At 45.2% G+C, this 19,236-nt stretch carries 16 protein-coding genes; 7 read left to right on the top strand and 9 right to left on the bottom strand.

Going from position 1 to position 19,236, the window contains the following annotated elements; genetic code table 11:
- Both JGK07_RS07365 and JGK07_RS07360 read left to right on the top strand, forming a co-directional pair.
- Positions 1–438: dihydrofolate reductase family protein (locus JGK07_RS07365; protein WP_293185501.1), on the top strand; the 438-nt coding region annotated here is incomplete at its 5' end.
- A 117-nt stretch (positions 439–555) separates the two neighbouring features.
- On the top strand, positions 556–1,752 hold the full coding sequence (locus JGK07_RS07360) for a GNAT family N-acetyltransferase (protein ID WP_293242012.1): 1,197 nt from the start codon (positions 556–558) through the stop codon (positions 1,750–1,752).
- A gap of 26 nt (positions 1,753–1,778) precedes the next feature.
- On the opposite strand, the gene JGK07_RS07355 is transcribed toward JGK07_RS07360, so the two are convergent.
- The 3 genes from JGK07_RS07355 to JGK07_RS07345 form a co-directional block, all read right to left on the bottom strand.
- Positions 1,779–1,979 carry a hypothetical protein gene (locus JGK07_RS07355; RefSeq protein ID WP_293185499.1) on the bottom strand — a complete coding sequence of 67 codons (201 nt, stop codon included), beginning with the start codon at positions 1,977–1,979 and terminating at the stop codon, positions 1,779–1,781.
- A 152-nt stretch (positions 1,980–2,131) separates the two neighbouring features.
- A complete protein-coding gene (locus tag JGK07_RS07350) occupies positions 2,132–2,713 on the bottom strand; it encodes a hypothetical protein (RefSeq protein ID WP_293189237.1) in 582 nt (193 codons plus the stop codon).
- Positions 2,714–2,884: 171 nt separating this feature from the next.
- Complete coding sequence (locus JGK07_RS07345; protein ID WP_293185496.1) at positions 2,885–4,249, bottom strand: ATP-binding protein; 1,365 nt, start codon at positions 4,247–4,249, stop codon at positions 2,885–2,887.
- 49 nt (positions 4,250–4,298) lie between these two features.
- On the opposite strand from JGK07_RS07345, the gene JGK07_RS07340 reads away from it, so the two are divergent.
- From JGK07_RS07340 to ftsH4, 3 genes are all read left to right on the top strand, one after another.
- Positions 4,299–4,535 (top strand): hypothetical protein, encoded by a 237-nt coding sequence (locus JGK07_RS07340; protein ID WP_293185494.1) that lies wholly within the window; start codon positions 4,299–4,301, stop codon positions 4,533–4,535.
- Positions 4,532–5,377, top strand: coding sequence for a M48 family metalloprotease (locus JGK07_RS07335; protein WP_293198177.1), 846 nt, complete (start codon positions 4,532–4,534; stop codon positions 5,375–5,377). Before JGK07_RS07340 ends, JGK07_RS07335 begins: the two co-directional genes overlap by 4 nt.
- Before the next feature lie 325 nt (positions 5,378–5,702).
- Positions 5,703–7,568 (top strand): ATP-dependent zinc metalloprotease FtsH4, encoded by a 1,866-nt coding sequence (ftsH4, locus tag JGK07_RS07330; RefSeq protein WP_293242015.1) that lies wholly within the window; start codon positions 5,703–5,705, stop codon positions 7,566–7,568.
- 151 nt (positions 7,569–7,719) lie between these two features.
- Here the strand turns inward: ftsH4 and JGK07_RS07325 are convergent, their stop codons facing one another.
- Positions 7,720–8,379 carry a Uma2 family endonuclease gene (locus JGK07_RS07325; RefSeq protein WP_293224190.1) on the bottom strand — a complete coding sequence of 220 codons (660 nt, stop codon included), beginning with the start codon at positions 8,377–8,379 and terminating at the stop codon, positions 7,720–7,722.
- A gap of 576 nt (positions 8,380–8,955) precedes the next feature.
- On the opposite strand from JGK07_RS07325, the gene JGK07_RS07320 reads away from it, so the two are divergent.
- Both JGK07_RS07320 and JGK07_RS07315 read left to right on the top strand, forming a co-directional pair.
- Positions 8,956–11,622: an NERD domain-containing protein gene (locus tag JGK07_RS07320; RefSeq protein ID WP_293224188.1), complete on the top strand. Its 2,667-nt coding sequence runs from the start codon at positions 8,956–8,958 to the stop codon at positions 11,620–11,622.
- A gap of 3 nt (positions 11,623–11,625) precedes the next feature.
- Positions 11,626–13,047, top strand: a complete 1,422-nt coding sequence (locus JGK07_RS07315) for a hypothetical protein (RefSeq protein WP_293224186.1) — start codon at positions 11,626–11,628, stop codon at positions 13,045–13,047.
- 72 nt (positions 13,048–13,119) lie between these two features.
- Here JGK07_RS07315 and JGK07_RS07310 read toward each other — a convergent pair whose 3' ends face one another.
- From JGK07_RS07310 to JGK07_RS07290, 5 genes are all read right to left on the bottom strand, one after another.
- Positions 13,120–14,016 (bottom strand): M48 family metalloprotease, encoded by an 897-nt coding sequence (locus JGK07_RS07310; protein ID WP_293185526.1) that lies wholly within the window; start codon positions 14,014–14,016, stop codon positions 13,120–13,122.
- 438 nt (positions 14,017–14,454) lie between these two features.
- Positions 14,455–14,889 carry a hypothetical protein gene (locus JGK07_RS07305; RefSeq protein ID WP_293185481.1) on the bottom strand — a complete coding sequence of 145 codons (435 nt, stop codon included), beginning with the start codon at positions 14,887–14,889 and terminating at the stop codon, positions 14,455–14,457.
- Entirely contained in the window at positions 14,870–15,346 is a 477-nt protein-coding gene (locus JGK07_RS07300) for a type II toxin-antitoxin system antitoxin SocA domain-containing protein (RefSeq protein ID WP_293224184.1), read from the bottom strand. Before JGK07_RS07300 ends, JGK07_RS07305 begins: the two co-directional genes overlap by 20 nt.
- Positions 15,347–15,875: 529 nt before the next feature.
- Positions 15,876–17,474 (bottom strand): B12-binding domain-containing radical SAM protein, encoded by a 1,599-nt coding sequence (locus JGK07_RS07295; protein WP_293185479.1) that lies wholly within the window; start codon positions 17,472–17,474, stop codon positions 15,876–15,878.
- A 390-nt stretch (positions 17,475–17,864) separates the two neighbouring features.
- Positions 17,865–18,827: an NAD(P)-dependent oxidoreductase gene (locus JGK07_RS07290; RefSeq protein ID WP_293205112.1), complete on the bottom strand. Its 963-nt coding sequence runs from the start codon at positions 18,825–18,827 to the stop codon at positions 17,865–17,867.
- Between the last annotated feature and the right edge of the window lie 409 nt (positions 18,828–19,236).

The following is a 19,236-nucleotide window of genomic DNA, read 5'->3' as shown; positions in this document are numbered from 1 at the left end:
TTGTCTTGTGGAACAGGCATCTTGCCTGTTGCTGAGCACGGGCTAGAAGCCCGTTCCACAATAGATGAATTGTCTTGTGGAACAGGCATCTTGCCTGTTCTTGAAAATGGTGCAATCGGTAAGTTCGATCGCACTTTAACAACCAACACCATCGAGGGAGAAATCGATTGGATTGATGCGTTTCAGCAGCTAGAAACCCTCGGTATCAAACGTTTGGCAATTTTGGGAGGCGGAAAACTCGTCGCGTCTGTGCTCGCTGCGGGCTTGATAGACGAGCTCTGGCTGACGGTATGCCCGCTAATTTTGGGTGGCGTGGATGCACCGACACCTGTGGAGGGAAAGGGTTTTTTAGCCGATTTAGCGCCGAAATTAGAGCTTTTGACGGTTAAACAGGTGGGAGGTGAGGTGTTTTTGCATTATAGAGTTGGGGCGGGCTAGAAGCCCACCCCACAACATTTGTGGCACAGGCATCTTGCCTGTGGCGAGTAATTACACAAGCAGGGGAAATTGTATTAAGTTAAATAAAGTTCGATCGCTCTACGTTCAAATCTCCCTATGCTGAAACAGCCGAAACCTCAATATTCTGTAGCCTGGATTAGCAAACTAGCTGACATCCCGCAAGCATCCTGGGATGCCTTGGCGATGCCGCTAAAAACGCCTTTTCTCGAATGGGATTGGCTGAATAATCTCGAAACTTCCGGTAGCGCGACAGGTAAAAACGGTTGGCTACCACATCACTTGACTGTCTGGCGAGACAAAGAGTTGATTGCTTGTGCGCCGCTTTATGTCAAAAGTCACAGTTACGGCGAATTTGTATTCGATAATCAATGGGCCGATTTAGCTCAACGTTTGGGTATTGAATACTATCCGAAATTGATGGGAATGACGCCGTTTACTCCGGCGGAAGGGTATCGTTTTTTGATTGCGCCGGGGGAAGATGAAGATGAGTTAACTGGCATAATGGTAAGTGCGATCGACCATTTTTGCGATCGCCACAATATCTCCGGTTGCAATTTCCTGTATGTCGATCCCGTCTGGCGCGCCAGAATGGAACAACATGGTTTTAGCGCTTGGCTGCACCACAGTTATATTTGGCAAAATCAAAGCTATCAAAATTTTGACAACTATCTAGGCGCATTTAATGCCAACCAGCGCCGCAATATCAAGCGCGAACGCAAGGCTGTGGAAACAGCAGGTTTGTTAGTGAAAACTTTGACTGGTGATGAAATTCCGCAAGCGATGTTTGGGCAAATGTATGCTTTTTATGAGAATACTTGCGACAAGTTTGGCTGGTGGGGAAGCAAGTATTTGACTAAGCGGTTTTTTGAACAGTTGCATGACAATTATCGCGATCGCGTTTTATTTGTCGCCGCCTATGATAAGGAAGACGAGAGACAGCCGATGGGAATGTCTTTTTGTCTGTATAAGGGCGATCGAATGTACGGACGTTATTGGGGCAGTTTGCAAGAAATTGACTGCCTACACTTCGATGCTTGTTACTATACACCGATCGAATGGGCGATCGATCGAGGCATCCAAACCTTCGATCCGGGTGCGGGCGGCAGGCACAAAAAACGGCGCGGCTTTCCAGCTACGCCAAATTATAGTTTGCACCGATTTTATAACAACCGTCTGGCGCAAATTCTTAAGTCTTATATCGGTCAAATTAATGAAAGAGAACAGGAAGAAATTGATGCAGTTAATGAGGATTTACCTTTTACTAAGTTACCTCCTTTGTCACTAGCTGATTGAAAGATACGGCAGAAATTAGGTAGAAATTAGGACACGGCAAAAATCAGGACACGGCAGTGCCGTTTCCCTACAATCAATCGGGCGATGATTACAGATGTCATTGAGTTTGATGGATTATTTTGGGGTAGGGAAACGGCATCGCCGTCTCCTCTTCTGCCGTGCGATTGATGGTTATATTCGATCGCACTGAGGGCAACTTTATCATCCAATTCGGTTGATTTTACCATTACCTGAAATCAGGATACGGCAGTGCCGTTTCCCTACAATTAATCGGGCGATGGTTACATCTGTTATGGAATATTAATGATTATTTCAAGGTAGGGAAACGGCAATGCCGTCTCCTCTTTTGCCGTCAACCGTCAACCGTCAACCAGTCAACTTAATTCAAAATTACCTTGCCATCTTCCTGAATTTCCATCGATTTTGTATCAACGCCCAAGTCTGTTGTTGCGCCAAAGCTGACTTGCAACATTCCCGGCGTAGCGGTTGCTTGCGGGCGCACCAACAGCAATCCGCCGTCTGGGCGCTGGTAAGTGAAGGTGATTGGTACTTTGATGTTTTTCAGTAAAATTTCCGATTGTTCGCCCAGAGTGCGCGGTGGAGTAACACCAATGACTTGATAATTGATGACGGCATTGGTGGTATTCACGAGTTTAATTACTACCATGCCCTCCATCGGCGTAACTCGCGCACTTGGCATCGGGAATCGGGCGGGGGCATCTTGGGGTGTGGCGGGCATCCCGCTGGGCTTGGGACTCGCAGCGGGGCTGGGACTCGCAGCGGGACTCGGTTCGCTGACAGGCTTTCCAGGTGCGGGAGTGGCTGCGGGTTGGGATACGGGTTTTCCTGGTTGGGGCGGGGGGCCGCCGGCTTGTCCAAGTGTTGCGAGACTGACGAGTAAACCGCCGCAGGTGGCTGCTAGCAAGCTGATTTTTTTGAACGGTAGATTGTGGCGAAACATAAATAACTCCTCACGAGTTCGATCGAGATTTCCAACAAAGTTTATGTTAATCTATGCCCGAATTGAATTTTAATAGCTGGGTTTGGGCGCAAGGTAGAAAGAATCAGGGTTTGAGGGATAGATTTTTTGGATCAACCGCAGAGGGCGCAGAGGGCACAGAGGAAGAGAGGTTTAGAGGCGGATTTCTGCTGATTTGTGGGCGGGGATGGTGACGGTAACAGCGGTTCCCCGATCGACTTGGCTGTCAATCCGGATTTGGCCGCGGTGGTTTTCGACAATGGCTTTGGCTATGGCTAATCCTAAACCAGAACCGGCGGCGCTGCGGTGGGTGCGGGCGGGATCGGCGCGGTAAAATCGATCGAACAAATGCGGTAGCGCTTCCGGGGCAATCCCCATGCCGGTGTCTGTGACTTTGATTTGCAGTGCAGAATTGATCGCCGACGAATTTCTTTTGTTTTTAGCTGCCAACTGCAATTCTACTTCAATTTCGCCGCCCGATGGCGTGTACTGCACCGCGTTGCTGACAAGATTGGTAAACAGTCGCGCTAGTTGATCCCAGTCGCCTAAAACTGTAAAGTTATTTTCAGTGTCGGGCGAATCGATTATTTCCAAACAGAGAGAGATTTTTTGGGTAAGGGCGATCGCCATTTGTTCTTCAATTACCTCCATCAACAAAGCATCGAGAGGAACATCAACCCACTGCTGCTGCACGATTCCGCTGTCTTGTCTGGCCAAAAATAGCAAATCGTCAACCAACCGCCCCAAACGGCGCGTCAGGCGTTCGATAACCTGTAGCTGTTGGTGTTGCTGCGGTTCGATGTCCGGTTCTGCCAAGGCTACTTGGACATTTGTTTGAATAGTGGCGATCGGATTTCTGAGTTCGTGGGAAGCATCGGCGGTAAACTGTTTAAGACGACTGTAAGATTCTCTCACAGGTGCGATCGCCAATCCCGACAGCAACCAGCCAATAGCGGCCACACAAATTAAAGTTAAACTCGCGCCCAAAATCAAATCAAAAATTAATTGTCGGATCGGTTTTGTCACTTCAAACCAAGGATGGCTGACTCGCAAATATCCCAAAACTTGGCGGCCGATTTCCACACGCTGCGTAACTTGTCTGAGAGAATAGTTTTGATCCGGCTGCAACTTATTATTAATTATCCAAACCGTTTCGCCCGTGCGGTTAGCGCGAATCGGAACATTCAGCGGTTCCGACAAAGTAGACCACAGCAACTCGCCCGTAGGACTGAACCATTCTAGATCGATGTGGTCGTCTTCTACTGCGTCGCTGCTATCTCGAAAACTCGTTTGAATATTAACTTGCAACTTAGTTTTAGCACCCTTACTCGGGGAAGTTACCGGTTCGATCGCGAGAGTTCGCTCTACTATTTCTACAACGTGATTGAGAGTGTCGTCAATGCGATCGATCAAAGTATTGCGAACGTAGAAATAGAAACCAGTGGCGAATACAAGTAACAATACAGCAGTAACGGCAGTATACCAAATAGCAAGGCGGCGGCGAGTAGTTTGAAACATGGGAAATTTGGTAATTGGTAATTGGTAATTGGGAATTGGGAATTGGTAATTGGGAATTGGGAATTGGGAATTGGTAATTGGGAATTGGGAATTGGGAATTAGTAATTGGGAATTGGTAAATTACCCGCACTCAAAACGGTTCGTAGTCAGGACTTTAGTCCTCGGAAAAATGCGGACTAAAGTCCTCACTACGAACCAATTTTCATTGTTGATACTTCAGATAGATGTGGAGGTAGCTGTCTCTCTGGTAGCGTACAGGCTAAACTTTTTAGGTAAACGCCTGTGAGTAGATTTTTATTCCGATTCGCGATCGGCTTATTAATGGCATTTTTTGGGGCTATCACCTATTTTACCAGCAGCGTACAAAATCCCGTCACTGGAGAGAAACAGCGGGTGCAGCTTTCTCCCCGCCAAGAGGTAGTTTTGGGATTGGAGGCGCGAGACAAAATGGCGGCTCAATACGGCGGGCTTTATCCGGGCCAGAGTATTCAACAATATGTCGATCGAGTAGGAGAACGAGTTGTCAACGGTTCAGAGGCGAAAAAAGCCGGTTATCCGTTTGAATTCCACCTGCTGCGAGACTCCAAAACTGTCAATGCTTTTGCTCTCCCCGGGGGACAAGTTTTCATTACCGCCGGACTGATGCGGCTGCTGAATTCAGAGGCTCAGTTGGCGGCTGTACTGGGGCACGAAAGCGGTCACGTTGTGGGGCGACACGCTGCGGAACACCTTGCAAAACAGCAGTTGGGCAGGTCTTTGGTAACGGCGGTTGGGGTGGCGACTACTGACGATCGCGGTGGCGGACAACAAGCAGCATTAATTGCTCAAGCTGTCAATCAAGTTGTCGGTTTGCGGTACGGTAGAGCAGATGAACTTGAGAGCGATCGGCTCGGTTTTCAGTTTATGACAGAAGCGGGTTACGATCCTAGAGGTATTGTTGAGGTGATGCAAATTCTCGGTTCTGCTAGGAATGGCGAAGCGCCGCCGGAGTTTTTGAGCTCTCACCCGAATCCTGAGAATCGAGTTGAAAAGTTGCAAGCTTTAATCGCGCAAAGTTTCCCTAACGGCGTTCCAGCTAATTTAGTTTCTGGACGCGAAGAGTTTGCTAAGAATGTCTCGGGCGGTTAGCCAGAATTCTAATATATCGAACCGCGAAGACACGTTCGGCGAAGCCGTTCCCGTAGGGTAGGGCGCGAAGCAAGAAAAGAGCGAGAGAATCTTAAAGGGATTCTGAAGTAAAAACCATTCATTAACTATCAACCAATAATTTATAACTATAACTTTCTGCTCTTCCTTCGTGTTCTTCGCGTCTTCGCGGTTCGTTTTTCATGCCCAATCAGTGCAGCCCGGTTAACCGACTAATCAAGTGAGGAAATCCGCTTAGCACTCCGCGCACTTTTGATGGCAAAATATATGAATAAAACAAAATTAACTAAAAGGATGACACTTATCAATGGCAATTAAAGACCAGCCCCAACCCCCTCGTTTTCGCCAAATCAGCAATATCGTGTTATTGCTATCAAGTCTGTTTTTACTGGCAAACATCTTTTTGCCCAATTTGTTAGGGCCACAAATTCCCCAAGTGCCTTACAGTTTGTTCGTCCATCAAGTCCAAGAACAAGATGTAGTCAGAGCTTCGGTAGGTCAAAATGAAATTCGTTACCAACTCAAAGGCGAAGGCGACAAACCAGGACAAGTTTTGTCAACTACGCCAATTTTTGACCTGGAACTGCCTAAACTTTTGCAAGAAAAAGGCGTTGAATTTGCGGCAACTCCGCCTTCTAAAAATGGCTGGATCGGCAGTGTTTTAAGCTGGGTCGTTCCGCCACTGATTTTTGTAGCAATATTTCAATTTTTCATGAACCGGGGCGGTGGTGGGCCACAGGGTGCGCTGTCGATCGGCAAAAGCAAGGCTAAGGTCTACGTAGAAGGCGAATCTGCGAAAATTACTTTTGCTGATGTCGCTGGAGTAGAGGAAGCTAAAACTGAATTAGTCGAAGTTGTTGAGTTCCTGAAAACTCCCGACAGATTCACGGCAATTGGCGCGCGAATTCCGAAGGGCGTGCTGTTAGTCGGGCCGCCGGGAACTGGCAAAACGCTGTTAGCAAAAGCAGTGGCTGGTGAAGCTGGCGTGCCTTTTTTCAGCATCTCCGGTTCGGAGTTTGTGGAACTGTTTGTAGGCGTCGGTTCTGCAAGAGTCCGAGATTTATTCGAGCAGGCTAAGAAACAGGCTCCTTGTATTATTTTCATTGATGAATTGGATGCGATCGGCAAATCTCGCAGCACTAACGCGGCGTTTGGCGGGAATGACGAACGCGAACAAACTCTCAATCAACTATTAACTGAAATGGATGGTTTTGCAGCGGGCAATACTACGGTAATTGTACTCGCTGCAACGAACCGCCCGGAAAGTTTGGATGCTGCTTTGTTGCGCCCCGGCCGTTTCGATCGCCAAGTTTTAGTCGATCGCCCGGACTTATCCGGCCGCGAAGCAATTTTGAACATTCACTCTCAAAAAGTGAAGTTGGGCCCGGATATTGACTTGAAGGCAGTCGCCACTCGTACCCCCGGTTTTTCGGGCGCAGACTTGGCAAATTTGGTCAATGAAGCTGCCTTGCTAGCTGCCCGCAACAAGCGTCTCACTGTAGCGCAAGAAGACTTTTATGAAGCGTTTGAGCGCGTTGTAGCTGGCTTGGAAAAGAAAAGCCGGGTGCTCAACGAAAAAGAGAAAAAGATTGTGGCTTACCACGAAGTCGGGCACGCCATGGTTGGCGCTGTGATGACTGGCGGCGGCGAAGTGGCGAAAATCTCGATCGTCCCGCGCGGTATGGCTGCATTGGGTTACACGTTGCAATTACCGACTGAAGACCGTTTCTTGTTGGATGAATCGGAGTTGCGCGGGCAAATTGCTACACTGCTTGGCGGGCGATCGGCTGAGGAAGTCGTGTTTGGTAGCATCACTACTGGCGCTTCAAACGACTTGCAAAGGGCGACTGATTTAGCGGAACGGATGGTAACAACTTACGGTATGAGTAAGGTTTTGGGGCCTCTGGCTTACGATCGCGCTCAACAATCATTCCTAGGCGATGGCATGGGAAATGCCCGCCGTGCGGTGAGTGCTCAGACTGCTGAGGCGATCGATCAAGAAGTCAAAGAAATTGTCGAAACTGCACATCAGCAAGCTTTGGATATTCTGAAAACTAATCGGGAATTGTTGGAAACAATCACGCAGCAACTGTTGGAAACTGAAGTGGTGGAAGGTGAGGCTTTGCACAAATTACTCGCTGAAGTGAAGTCTTTAGATAAGGCTGCGGCTTGAGTTTAAAAGGGTTTAATCGGACTTACGAATGAGAGTCCAGAAACCGGGTTTTTACCAGAATAATTGGCTGTAGCCGAGAGATTCGGAAAAAACCCGGTTTCTTTATTCGGAGTGCGTAATTCCTGTTAAATTAAACCATTGTAGAGATAATTCAGCTTAAAATTTCCTCTGGATTTATCCCCATTTCTCGCAGTTTTTCAGAAAGGCGATCGGCTTTTTGCTGTGCTTGTTCCATTTGTCTTGACAACTCCACATAAGATAAAAACTTCAGTCCGTCGGGACGATAAATTTCCAAATCTCCCGATGCAGTTTCAAAACGGATCTCCAAACGCGGACTTACCCAACCTTCTATTGATTCAATATAGTTGAGTTCTCCGTCACTTCGCAGCCAACCCATTAACTCATTATCCTCTGGAGCATAGATATAATATTCTTCGACTCCATAATTCTCGTAGAACTTAAACAGCTTAAACATTTCTCCCAGTCGGTTTCCCGGCGAAATGATTTCAAAGACAACTTGCGGCGCAATATTATCTTCAAGCCACTGTTGGTAGGAACCCCTATCACCTTTGGGTCTGCCAAAGACTACCATAGTATCAGGCGCTTGGCGAGTTTTGTTATCTCCTTCGACGGGATACCACAGTAAATCACCTGCTACAAAGACATTTTCGTTGTCTTTGAATAAAGCATCTATTCCGCCTTGAATTTTTACGATTAATTGAAATTGTTTGGTATTGTCAGACATGGGTTTTCCGTCGCTGTCTGGGTAGATGATTTCTGGCAAAGTTTGAGCAGGAATTGTTGCGGTCATGGGATGACTCCATTGCTAGCAGCATCAATTTATATTTTATATCTATTTTATAAGACTTACACATTGGGTACAGAAACCGGGTTTTTACGAGAATACTTTGCTGTAGGCGACAGATTCTGAAAAAACCCGGTTTCTTTGTCGGAGTGCGTAAATCCTGTTAATTTAACCACTGATTAACGCAGATGAGTCCAAATCATCTGCGTTTTTTAGTTGCAAGTTTTTTCTGAGTCCAACGCTACGATCAAATATATTGGTGAACCTGAGGAAATCGCAAAAATTTTAGAATTCTCATCTAATACTAATTCTCAAAAGTCATGCAACAGTAGCCTCTGGGTGAGTCTTCTAGTCTAAACCCTGGATTAGCTTCGTGGGAAAGGTTTACAGATTCCAGGAGTGCGGAAGTCCCTGCACTCCTGAGAGCTGTAAACAATCGGCTGTTACGCTGTAAAATAGGCTACAGAAGAATTGAGCGAGTTACTAGATTCGCTGAGAAAAACTGCTTTTCCCTGAAAACTATTGCTAGCGGTACTCAACCTATGAGAATATTTGGCTAGTAAAGTTAATCGTGATTGAGCTATGACTGTTAAAGTATATAGAACACAGGCTTACGAGACCACCCATGAGAACCGTATATTCGATGACTTGCTAAACGAATTGGAACGGGAATGGGGCGATTCACAAGATTTGATAATTCTGTTAGGAAACTTCTACTGTGAAGGAAGCGAAATTGATGCAGCAATTCTGAAAAAAAACAGCATTACTGTTATCGACTTCAAAGACTACGGGGGAAATATTACTTTTTCAGAAAATGGGCCGTGGCTTGCGGGGGAAGTTCCGGTTAGAGGGGGAAGCAGGCCAAATCCATTTATTCAAGTCAGAGATAACAAATTTGCGCTACTCAACTATTTAAAAAAAATTAGATTCCCGTCAGATAGACAACCAGATTTAGGACATATATCTGGGTTAGTGCTTTTTCACAAACCGATTACCTTTGACGAAAGACAGCTATCACCTAATATTGAAAGGTGGTTTCATGTTGTTGACTTCGCTGGCACCCTACAGCGGTTATCTCAAATCACTAGCCGAGAAATCAATCTTTCTCATCAAGATTTGGCAGACATCGTTCAACATTTTTATATTCCTGAGTATGTCCCTGTAGGGTTGGGTACTAAAGCAATTCCTGACTCTTTATCAGCAGTTGATAATGCTAAAGTTGAGTTACCTAAGTCTCTTGAATCTGTAGTTTCTGGCATTGAGCAATTTTTAGGTTCTTCAAAGAAGATTTTAATCGTGACTGGGATGATGGGAACAGGTTTGCATCTTCTGCAAAAAGCGATAGTTGATGCATCTAGATCCTTAAAGCGAAATTGCTCGGTGCTTGCGCCTAACAGTAAGATTGCATCTGTTTATCCAGTTGAGTCAAAGAGTATTTACTCACATATATTCACAAAAAACTCGAAAGTAGAGAAGGAGCAGCTTGTCTATGGATTGAACAAAAATCAGGAGACTGAGCAACAAGTTTACATCGTCGGTGATGCCCACCTGATATCGGATGCACAGTTTGAAAATGATGTTTTTCGTTACGGTAGTGGACAACTCCTTACAGATTTCTTGGAATATACGGAGATCGAAAAGACGAAAAGACAGGTGATTTTCCTGGGCGATCTGTTCCAGCTAACGAGAGGTAAAACTGATGAATCGGCACTGTGTTACGAGCGCTTGCAGGCTGCGCTCAGTGGTGAGATAGAGCAAATCAATCTTGAGTTTATACTTCCAGGACAAGAGCAAAATTTGTTTGTCAAAAATTGTCAACAAATCGCTCAAAGTATCCATTTTTCTAGATTTAATCAGCTCGCAGCGATCGCCGATGGCTCGAATTGCATCCAAATAGTCGAGCGGTCAAATGAAGAAGAGGTATCGAGAACTGTATTCCTGGAAGATTCCAAATCCACCAAGTTTATAGTTTTCACCAACGAATTGGTTAACCGCATCAACAATCAGGTTAGACAAGAGTTTTTAAATCTAGGTAAAGAACTCGTTGCAGGCGATATCGTACATATCCACAACAGCCCTGTCGAAGTAGATAGACAACAGCTAGAGCAAACTTATATATCAAACAACTCTTTTGCTGAAGTCATAGCAGTTAATCCTAATATTTCACCCTTAACTCAACCGCTCAAAGGACGCGAACAGTCAGTTAGGGTAAATTTTTTGCGGATTCGAGTGCGGTTACTTGAGAGCGGTAAAGAGGTTGAGTTTCTCTGTCTGAGAGATTATTTGTATGCCGAAAAGCCGGAAGTTGACAAGGACACACTTGTAGCTTTACGGGTTGCAGCAATTAGCAAATTTAAACAACAGCAGAAACAGGTAATAGCATCAGAGGAATCGGACACTTCTAGCGAATTAGCAAAGTTTCTACGCAGCGATCCGTACTTGAACGCAGCCCGTCTGAGGTTTGGGTACGCGATTACTCTGCATCGCGCCCAGGGACAGCAGTTTAAGACTGCGATCGCGAATATGGATACCGGCCAGGGAAAAACAAATGTCGCTTATTTTCGATGGGTTTATACCTTGTTTTCGGTAGTCAAAAATCGACTTTTCCTCTTGAATCTTCCCTCGATTACACCATTTTTTAAAGCAACTTGGAATAACAGTCAAGGCAAACTAGATTCAGTTTTTTTTAAGGATATGATTGCATTCGATCCTGATTCAGAATCAGGCAATGCAAATATTTCGGCTTTCCCTATCCTGGAAAAACCTTTAAAAAATCTTTACTTGTATCTCGTGCAAATTCTGACAGTCTATCGAATTAATGTAAATTCATACAAGCATAATAGTTATCAGGAAGTTTATGGTTTTAGCTCAGAAGACGGGAATGCATCGTGTTCTATTCGCTTGCATTACAATGGGAAATTTCAGGTAACGCGAATTGAAAATGTGAAATCTGAACCGATTGAATTCGCAGCTTTAGTTCGCGATGCTATTACATCCAAGCTGCGATTAGGAAACGAATTTCAGCAAACTGTTCACGAGCTAATCAAAGCCAAACTCAACTCACACAAAATAGCCATCTGGGGAATTGAACACCATGATTACCATCAATTTTACTATCTGCAATCAGAAATTGGTACTCTCAAACTGCAAGTTTTCTATGATGGAGATGGTTTTGTGACGCAAGTTTGCCCGATCGCCTACACAAATGTACAAGCCGCAGAATTAGTTCGCCTCGCACTGGAGTTATAGCAAATGTCGAATCTAACTGAAGAAATCACAAATTTGAGAAAATCTGGACGGATAGATGAAGCCTATTCCAGAGGATACGAACTACTTAAACAGCATCCAGATGACAAATTCCTGGCTAGCAGTGTTGGTTGGGTTCTCTATGACAAAGTAAAAAAATTGGTAGAGGTTGCTAATCAATCTCAATCCACAGATACAGAGGAATCTGTCAGCCAACTTAGGCAAATATTGGCGGAATATTACAAACTCAAGCTGACTCGACCGGATTTGCTGTTTAGTCTTTTGCTATCCCAAATTCTGCGATTTCCAAAGCAAATCAAGTTTTTACCAAAGTTTGTAAAATGGGCTGGTGTTGACAGTTTTCGATCGGAAGACTTTCAGAGTTCTACTGGTAATGACGGTAAAGTTTTTGAGTCGCTGGTTGAGAAAACAGCAAGAGAAGTGGCAAAGATTTCTTGTGAATTGACTGTTCAAGATTACCCTGATGCACGAGAATTACAAAATTTTGCAATTAAATTGATAGATGTTACACTCGATCGCGCCAAAGTTCAAAAACCGGAATGGCTGAATTATCGCAAGGCTTTATTACTAAGTCGTTTGGGGAGATCGGCAGAAGCTCAAAAACTGCTGGTTTCTTTTGTAAAGCAGAAGCGTAGCGATTATTGGGCGTGGCACGCATTAGCTAAAGTAGTGGAAACCTCCGATCCTAACCTAGCATTGGCACTTTGTGCAAAAGCATGTTTGACTTGCAGGGATGAAAATTTTGGTGTTGGTGTTTTTGAGGATCTCAGCCGACTCGCAGCAAATAAAGGACAATGGAAAGTGGCTAAATGGGCTGCTGATCGAGCTTTTAATGTTCGCAATAATAACGGATGGAAAATCCCCGAATCGCTACGAAACCTGTTGACTGCTAGTTGGTACGCTGGTACAGGAAATCTCTCTAACGTAGAGGAAGTGTTAGAAAATATAGCTGCTGATGCCGAAAAAGTAATTTGGCAAAATTGCCCGCGATTTCATGCTAACTTTCTGGAGATATTTGCAGCAAAAACTGGAAAAATGATGCTCAAATTTGGTTTTTTTTCTCAGAGTGGATATGAAGAAGTTGTTACCCCCGATCGGGGAATGCTGAACAGTTTAAATCTGGGAGTGGGCGCGCCCGTGAGGGTGACTGTCGATCAAAACGGCGATCGGCTAACGGTGGTTGCGGTTGAGAAACGCGAATCGGGCAAACCCTTTGATAGTATTTCTTCTAAAACAGGTCGTTTTCGCTTGCATCAAAGTGGTTTTGGGTTTGTAGAGGATGTTTATGTTCCTCATGAATTAGCTTCTCAGTTGCAAGACGATCGCACAGTTAATGTTGCCGTTGTCAAAAAGTTTAACAAAAAGAAAAATGAATGGGGTTTGAGTGCGATCGCCGTACTTAATTAGTTATAAACAAACAAAAACCAAGTTGCTTCAAACAACCTGGTTTTTCAATATTCTTGCTGCATTTTCAACCGACTAAATCCCGCTCATGAATGCCATAACCGGAGAATTTTGCTGCTGCTGCGCGATCGTCAAAAGCCGCTGAATTCGCTCTTCGGTAGAGGGGTGAGTCCGGAAAAGCGACTGCAAACCGACCGCCGAAAGAGGATTCACAATCAACAGCGGTGACATCGCCGGATTCCCGTGCATCGGAATTTCACGGCCGACTTTTTCCAACTTTTGCAGCGCGTTGGCTAAGCCGATCGGGTTATTGGTAATTTCCACCGCACCGCTATCGGCTGCAAATTCCCGCGTCCGAGAAATCGCCAATTGAATTAAGGTTGCTGATAGCGGTGCTAAAATGATTAAAAACAGCAAACCAAACGGATTCGGGCCTTGTCTGCTGTCCCGCGTTACCGGGCCGTAAAGCGCTCCAAATGTCAGTATTCGCCCGACAAATGTAATCGCACCGGCGATCGTCCCGGCTACTGCTTGAGTGAGAGTGTCGCGGTTGCGGATGTGCGTTAGTTCGTGCGCTAAAACGCCTTCCAATTCTTCGCGGGAAAGCAGTTTGATGATGCCTTCGGTAACTGCTATTGTGGCGTGTTCCGGGTCTCTTCCCGTGGCGAATGCGTTGGGAGATTGAGTCGGAACTACAAAGATTTTCGGCACGGGAATTTCGGCTTTGGCGCTCAGCGATGCTACAATATCGTAGAGTTCGGGTGCTTCGCTGCGGGCGATCGGGCGGGCGCGGTAAGCCATTAATGCTGCGGTATCGGAGTAGTACCAAGAGCTAAAACTGCTGAAGGCGGCTAATGCTAAACCGATGTAAAGTCCTTGTTCGTTCCCGATTAAATAATAGCTTCCTAAAACGAGAAGGCCGCTGAGAAGCCCTAGTAGAGCTGCTGTCCTGATGTGATTGGTTCCTTGCATGGGGGGTTGAGGGCGATCGCGAATTTTGATATTTTTGAGCTTGTTATTAGATTTTGATAATTTGCGGGCGCGATCGTCTCTATCTGTCGAAGTAAGTTGGGCGGCCAATAGTAGTATTTACCGCCCATCATCTCGCATTCACCTGCGTTGCTCTGCGTACCCTTCAATAAGGCGAAGCGCCTACATCTGCTGTTGAAAAAGCTATGAAGTAGGGTGCCGATATGTCATATTTTTGATGAATAATGGGGGCTTTGTGAGGCGGCGCACCTGACTATTGTGTGGTGCGGCTCTATCAGATGTACAATTTTTTGGGGATTTTTGATGGAGCCGCACCCTACCGGGACTAAAAAAATCCCTGATTCACACTACAGTGAGTTAGCTAAATAAGTTTTTTATTATATGATATAACATCGATTGAATGCTAAAAATTATGAGATTTCAACTATAAAGATTGTGGTCTGGGTCTAGCCAAACAATATAAAAAATATTTTCACTAAAAAATCCATGTACCCTACCGTATTCATTAGCAGATATTTGAAACTGGTAGGGGATATTGACTAGCTCATCTTCGTTGGGAATCCCAAAACCATGAGGCTCAGTTGTATCTTGCCATGCTATGCCATGACAGCGCAGGCTTTTACTCTGATTATTGATGATTTCTTGAGAATTCAATTGTGATAAATCCCGCAGCCTTCTCAATAGAGATGCTAGATATCTAGCATCTCTGTTGGCTAGTGAAAATTTATCTTTGTCATCCTGATAGTACCTGAAAGAAAAACTCACTCCTTCTGGTATTTTTACATCTTGACGCTTGATACTAGATAAGGATTGCTGGCGGCGTATATCTGCCTTTTTAGGTTTCTTCGATGACACGGGTTTTGTAAAAGTCTTTCATTGATTCCTTAGAAATAATAGCATGAGAAGGTTCATCTTTTGGCAAGTTACCTCTCGCCTTAATCCAAGGGTCTTCGCGGCGCACCATCAATTCCAACTCGTAAGCATCGCAAAAAAAATACTCATCGGATAATTCGTCCAAAAACTCTTGTACTTCTTCGGGAAACTCGGGTTTTTCGACTTCTTTGAGAATTGGCTTAAATCCAAATTGTTCTTTGTATTCGTAAAATAAAGTCGGGATGGTCGGCCCGTGCACCCAGGCTTCAAAATCCTCATCAAAAAGCGGTGTGTCTTCAAAGGCTAGATACCATGCTTGGGCGTAGTACAAGAGTTTTTGGAGCTTGTGGTTGCTGAGGTAGGAGCCTACGTCATTGGCAAACCAAATGTAGTAATCTGCTAGTTGGGAGGCTGTTGTTATTGTAGTTATTGTGGTCATATAGTTTGAGTCAATAAGTTTTGGATTCTATGATATCATAATTATCTAGTATATTAAACTAGATTACCCTCTCAAGAGGCGGCAGAGCCGCAGGATATCACATTTCCAGGCTCTGCCTGGAAACGAGATTAATGCACTTATAGCAAAGAAACCGGGTTTTTACCTAATCTATCGACTGCGACGAAAGATATTCGTAAAAAACCCGGTTTCTGACTCACATTTCTAGCACGCAAAGTAGTAGGGTGCGGATACATTGACAATCTTCAAGAAAGAGCGACAATCTAATAGCGACGCACCTGTTCTTTTTAAGAGCTGATGAAAGAAACCCAATACTTGTTTTCTGAACTATTCTGTATGGTTCAGATCCATGAAATTGTCGATCGCATTTAGGGACTTTTCATAACAACACACCCTACAAATACTCACATAGCGCACAAAGAAACCGGGTTTTTACCTAATCTATCGACTGCGACGAAAGATCTTCGTAAAAAACCCGGTTTCTGATTACCCTTCCAGATAAATGTAAATCTTAAACTACTTGCACTTGTTTTTCTGCAAGGGAAGCAATCAGGGCTTTTTGCTGAGCCTGTTGAGCTTCGTCAGCTAAAAACTCGGCTAATTGTTCTTCGATTTCATCCCGCACAATTTGGCGGTATTCCAGGAAATGCTCGTTGTGGGCGCATACTGTTAAATAGTGATCCCAAACGGCAGGATTGCGTTTGATAATGCTGAACAAATGATGCCAGAACTTCCACCGAGTTGAACGCTTGACTCCTTGGCGCCAAACTACGGTTAGCAGCGCTCGCAAGTCGATCCAACTGGGGATTCTTGATGGTATATTTGCTGTAGGTGCACCTAACATCAAGAAGTGGCGGTAGGTGCGGTCTAAGTATTTCTCAGCATCGTACACGTCAGAAAATGCTTGGACATATTCCCTGGCGATGTCTTCTAGCGGCCGCGTGGGAATGAAGTTCATTAATGTAGTCTGATTCAAATTGCCGGATTTGTCGCGCAATCTGCCTTCTTTTGCTAGTCGGTGCGATAATGCAGTGTGCGGTAAAGCTTGCAACATTCCAAAGGTTGTACTGGGAATTGCTGCTGCTTCGGCGAAGTTGACGATGCGTTGGCCTGCGCCCGGTTTTTCGCCGTCGAAGCCGATGATGAATCCGGCCATGACTCGCAAACCTGATTTGGCAATTAATTCGACTGATTCTATCAGGGAGTTGCGAGTATTTTGGAATTTCTTGGTCATTTGCAAGCTTTCTTCGTCGGGAGTTTCAATTCCGAGGAATACTGCGTTGAAATGACATTTCACCATCATGTCCATCAATTCTTGGTCTTGGGCTAAGTCGATGGATGCTTCTGTGTTGAAGTTGAAGGGGAATTTGTGTTCTATTTGCCAGACTTCTAAGTCTTTTAGCAATAGTTTGACACTGCGTTTGTTGCCGATAAAGTTGTCGTCTACCATGAAGACGCCGCGACGCCAACCTAGGTTGTAGAGACAGTCTAATTCTGCTATTAATTGTTGGGGTTCTTTGGTGCGGGGTTTGCGCCCGTAGAGGACGATGATGTCGCAGAATTCGCACTGGAAGGGACAGCCTCGGGAAAATTGAATCGACATTGAGTCGTAGCTGTCTAATTCCAGCAGGTCGAAGCGGGGAACAGGGGTTGTGGTAACATCGGGTTTTACGCCGTCCGATCGATAAATTCCACTTTTTTCACCGCGCGCGATGGCTTCGACGAACATCGGTAGGGTGATTTCGCCTTCGTCGAGAATCAGGTAATCGATGCCGGCTGCTTGGGGCTCTTCGGGTACGGAAGTTGGGTAGGGGCCGCCACAAGCTACGGATTTACCGCGCCGCTTGGCTTCGCGGATGATGTCTAGCAAGTCTTCTTTTTGGACAATCATCGCTGACAGAATAACGAGCTCTGCCCATTCCCATTCTGCTTCGGTGATTTGTCGGATGTTACGATCGACTAACTTGAATTCCCATTCTTGGGGTAGAATGGCTGCTACTGTGACCAAACCCAGCGGTGGAAGCAGCACTTTGCGATCGACTAATTCTAGGATTTTCTCATAAGACCAGAATGTTTTCGGGAACAGGGGGTAAACTAGAAGCACTCGCATAGTATGTTAAACCTCACATCACTAAAAGACTTGCGATCTGGCTGGCGTTTGAGAGTTCGATCGACTCTCAATATTTAATGTTAAGGCTAAAATTACGATCTTGCCCGCGATCGACTATCTAGAAAGGGGCGACACCCCCTAACACAAAGATAATGGGCGCAATTTTTAGCTTGCAGTTCCCTGTTATAGTTGGCAAATGTTGATATCTTATCGTATCTCACCATTGATTGACGATAATCGCTTCAAAAGTGCCCGAATCAGGCAAAAAAGAATTTGAAATAGTAGAGTTGAATAGGATAAAGAATTAGGGACGGGCTAGAAGCCCATCCCACAAGAAAGATTGTGGGATGGGCTTCTAGCCTGTCCGATTATTGGTGCGGAGTGTACGGACTACTTTGTATTTTTATCTGGAATTCCGCTAGTTCTTAACATATCAGCAACTGTGCCGCAGTAACTCGGCAATCCAATGCTTTCGGGATTGACCAGATTTTGATAGGTAAAATGGCGGTAGCTGATACAAAATCTATCCCAAGCAGCCATCTGAATTCGGAACAACCAAATAAAGAAATCGGCAAGCCAAGGTGACAGAGTAATCCGAAAAAATATTTTTGTATGCAAATACTTGCAAGCTTGTTCGACAACTTCGTTCGCGGTAATCGCCGGATTTCCGAGTACAAAATGTCGCGGTTCTTCGGAATCGGACGGATGTTCGACTAAGTAATTAACTACTGTGGCAATGTCTGCACCGTGGATGAAGTGAAAACTGCCATCTGCTTTCAGCCAGCGAATCAAACCAATCCATTTGGCGACAAGCGGCAAACCGGATGATAGGTGAGAAACTGGTTTTTCGGCATCTCCTCCTAATACTAAGGTTGGGTAAAGTGCGGTAATTGGAGGCACGTTTGTTAACGTTGATAATTGCGTCATGCAATCGTATTTGGAGCGAACATAATCTGTCCCCAGTTCTCCGGCTTCTTTGAGTAAGTTGTTATCTCTACCGAGAATGCTGGCGGTTGAAAAGTATATTACTTGTTGGCAAGTCTGGGGCGAAAGTAGTTGAATGAGGCGCAGAGTTTTGGTGACGTTGACATCAAAAACTTCTTGGGTTCCTCCCCAAGCTGTGGCTGCTAAAATTGCTACGTCTATTGTTTGCAGCAGTTCCGCAAATTGCTCAATATCTTTCATGTCGGCTTGTATGATATTGATGCCCGATCGCGCTTTCCAGTCAAATTTTAGCTTATCGGGGTTGCGAACTAATAGGTAGAGTTCGTGGTTTGTCTGTTGAATCAAGGTTTCGGCCATGTAGTGACCGATACAGCCACTTGCACCCGTTATGAAAATTTTTTTTGTCATTTGCAGAAGGGGAAGGGGGGGAGGTGGGGAGAGAGGGAGAGGGGGAGAGGGGGAGTTATTGGTTTGAATTTGAGGCTTTAGTCGGCCATAGATTTGGGTGACAGTTGAGGTTTGATCCCCCTAAATCCCCCTTAATAAGGGGGACTTTGAGAATACTTGTCCCGTCTTAAAAACCGAGGTTTTGAATGCTCTTGTTCCCCCCTTCTTAAGGGGGGTTAGGGGGGATCTCCGGATTCTATTACCAGGAGTTAAAGGGGATTTTCGGTGGGTGGGGGCGGGTTTATTTCACTTGTTTGTAACTTTTAAGGTTGTTGGTGAACCCGCCCCTACGGGTTTTTGGGGTTTGAATTCCTGTCAAATTTAAGTAGTGGGGGCGGGTTTATTTCACCTGTTTGCAACTTTTAAGGTT

This window comes from Microcoleus sp. PH2017_24_DOB_U_A (assembly GCF_020738205.1).
GTDB lineage: Bacteria > Cyanobacteriota > Cyanobacteriia > Cyanobacteriales > Microcoleaceae > Microcoleus.
Note: the sequence above shows the minus strand (reverse complement) of the source record. Positions and strands in the feature narration are given on the sequence as shown.

Bases quoted from the DNA above. Each gene is read 5' to 3' on its own strand.
- JGK07_RS07295 (WP_293185479.1), bottom strand. From the start codon at position 17,474: ATGCGAGTGCTTCTAGTTTACCCCCTGTTCCCGAAAACATTCTGGTCT.
- JGK07_RS07345 (WP_293185496.1), bottom strand. From the start codon at position 4,249: ATGTTTCAAACTACTCGCCGCCGCCTTGCTATTTGGTATACTGCCGTT.
- JGK07_RS07325 (WP_293224190.1), bottom strand. From the start codon at position 8,379: ATGACCGCAACAATTCCTGCTCAAACTTTGCCAGAAATCATCTACCCA.
- JGK07_RS07360 (WP_293242012.1), top strand. From the start codon at position 556: ATGCTGAAACAGCCGAAACCTCAATATTCTGTAGCCTGGATTAGCAAA.
- JGK07_RS07350 (WP_293189237.1), bottom strand. From the start codon at position 2,713: ATGTTTCGCCACAATCTACCGTTCAAAAAAATCAGCTTGCTAGCAGCC.
- JGK07_RS07355 (WP_293185499.1), bottom strand. From the start codon at position 1,979: ATGGTAAAATCAACCGAATTGGATGATAAAGTTGCCCTCAGTGCGATC.
- JGK07_RS07290 (WP_293205112.1), bottom strand. From the start codon at position 18,827: ATGACAAAAAAAATTTTCATAACGGGTGCAAGTGGCTGTATCGGTCAC.
- ftsH4 (WP_293242015.1), top strand. From the start codon at position 5,703: ATGGCAATTAAAGACCAGCCCCAACCCCCTCGTTTTCGCCAAATCAGC.
- JGK07_RS07315 (WP_293224186.1), top strand. From the start codon at position 11,626: ATGTCGAATCTAACTGAAGAAATCACAAATTTGAGAAAATCTGGACGG.
- JGK07_RS07320 (WP_293224188.1), top strand. From the start codon at position 8,956: ATGACTGTTAAAGTATATAGAACACAGGCTTACGAGACCACCCATGAG.
- JGK07_RS07300 (WP_293224184.1), bottom strand. From the start codon at position 15,346: ATGACCACAATAACTACAATAACAACAGCCTCCCAACTAGCAGATTAC.
- JGK07_RS07310 (WP_293185526.1), bottom strand. From the start codon at position 14,016: ATGCAAGGAACCAATCACATCAGGACAGCAGCTCTACTAGGGCTTCTC.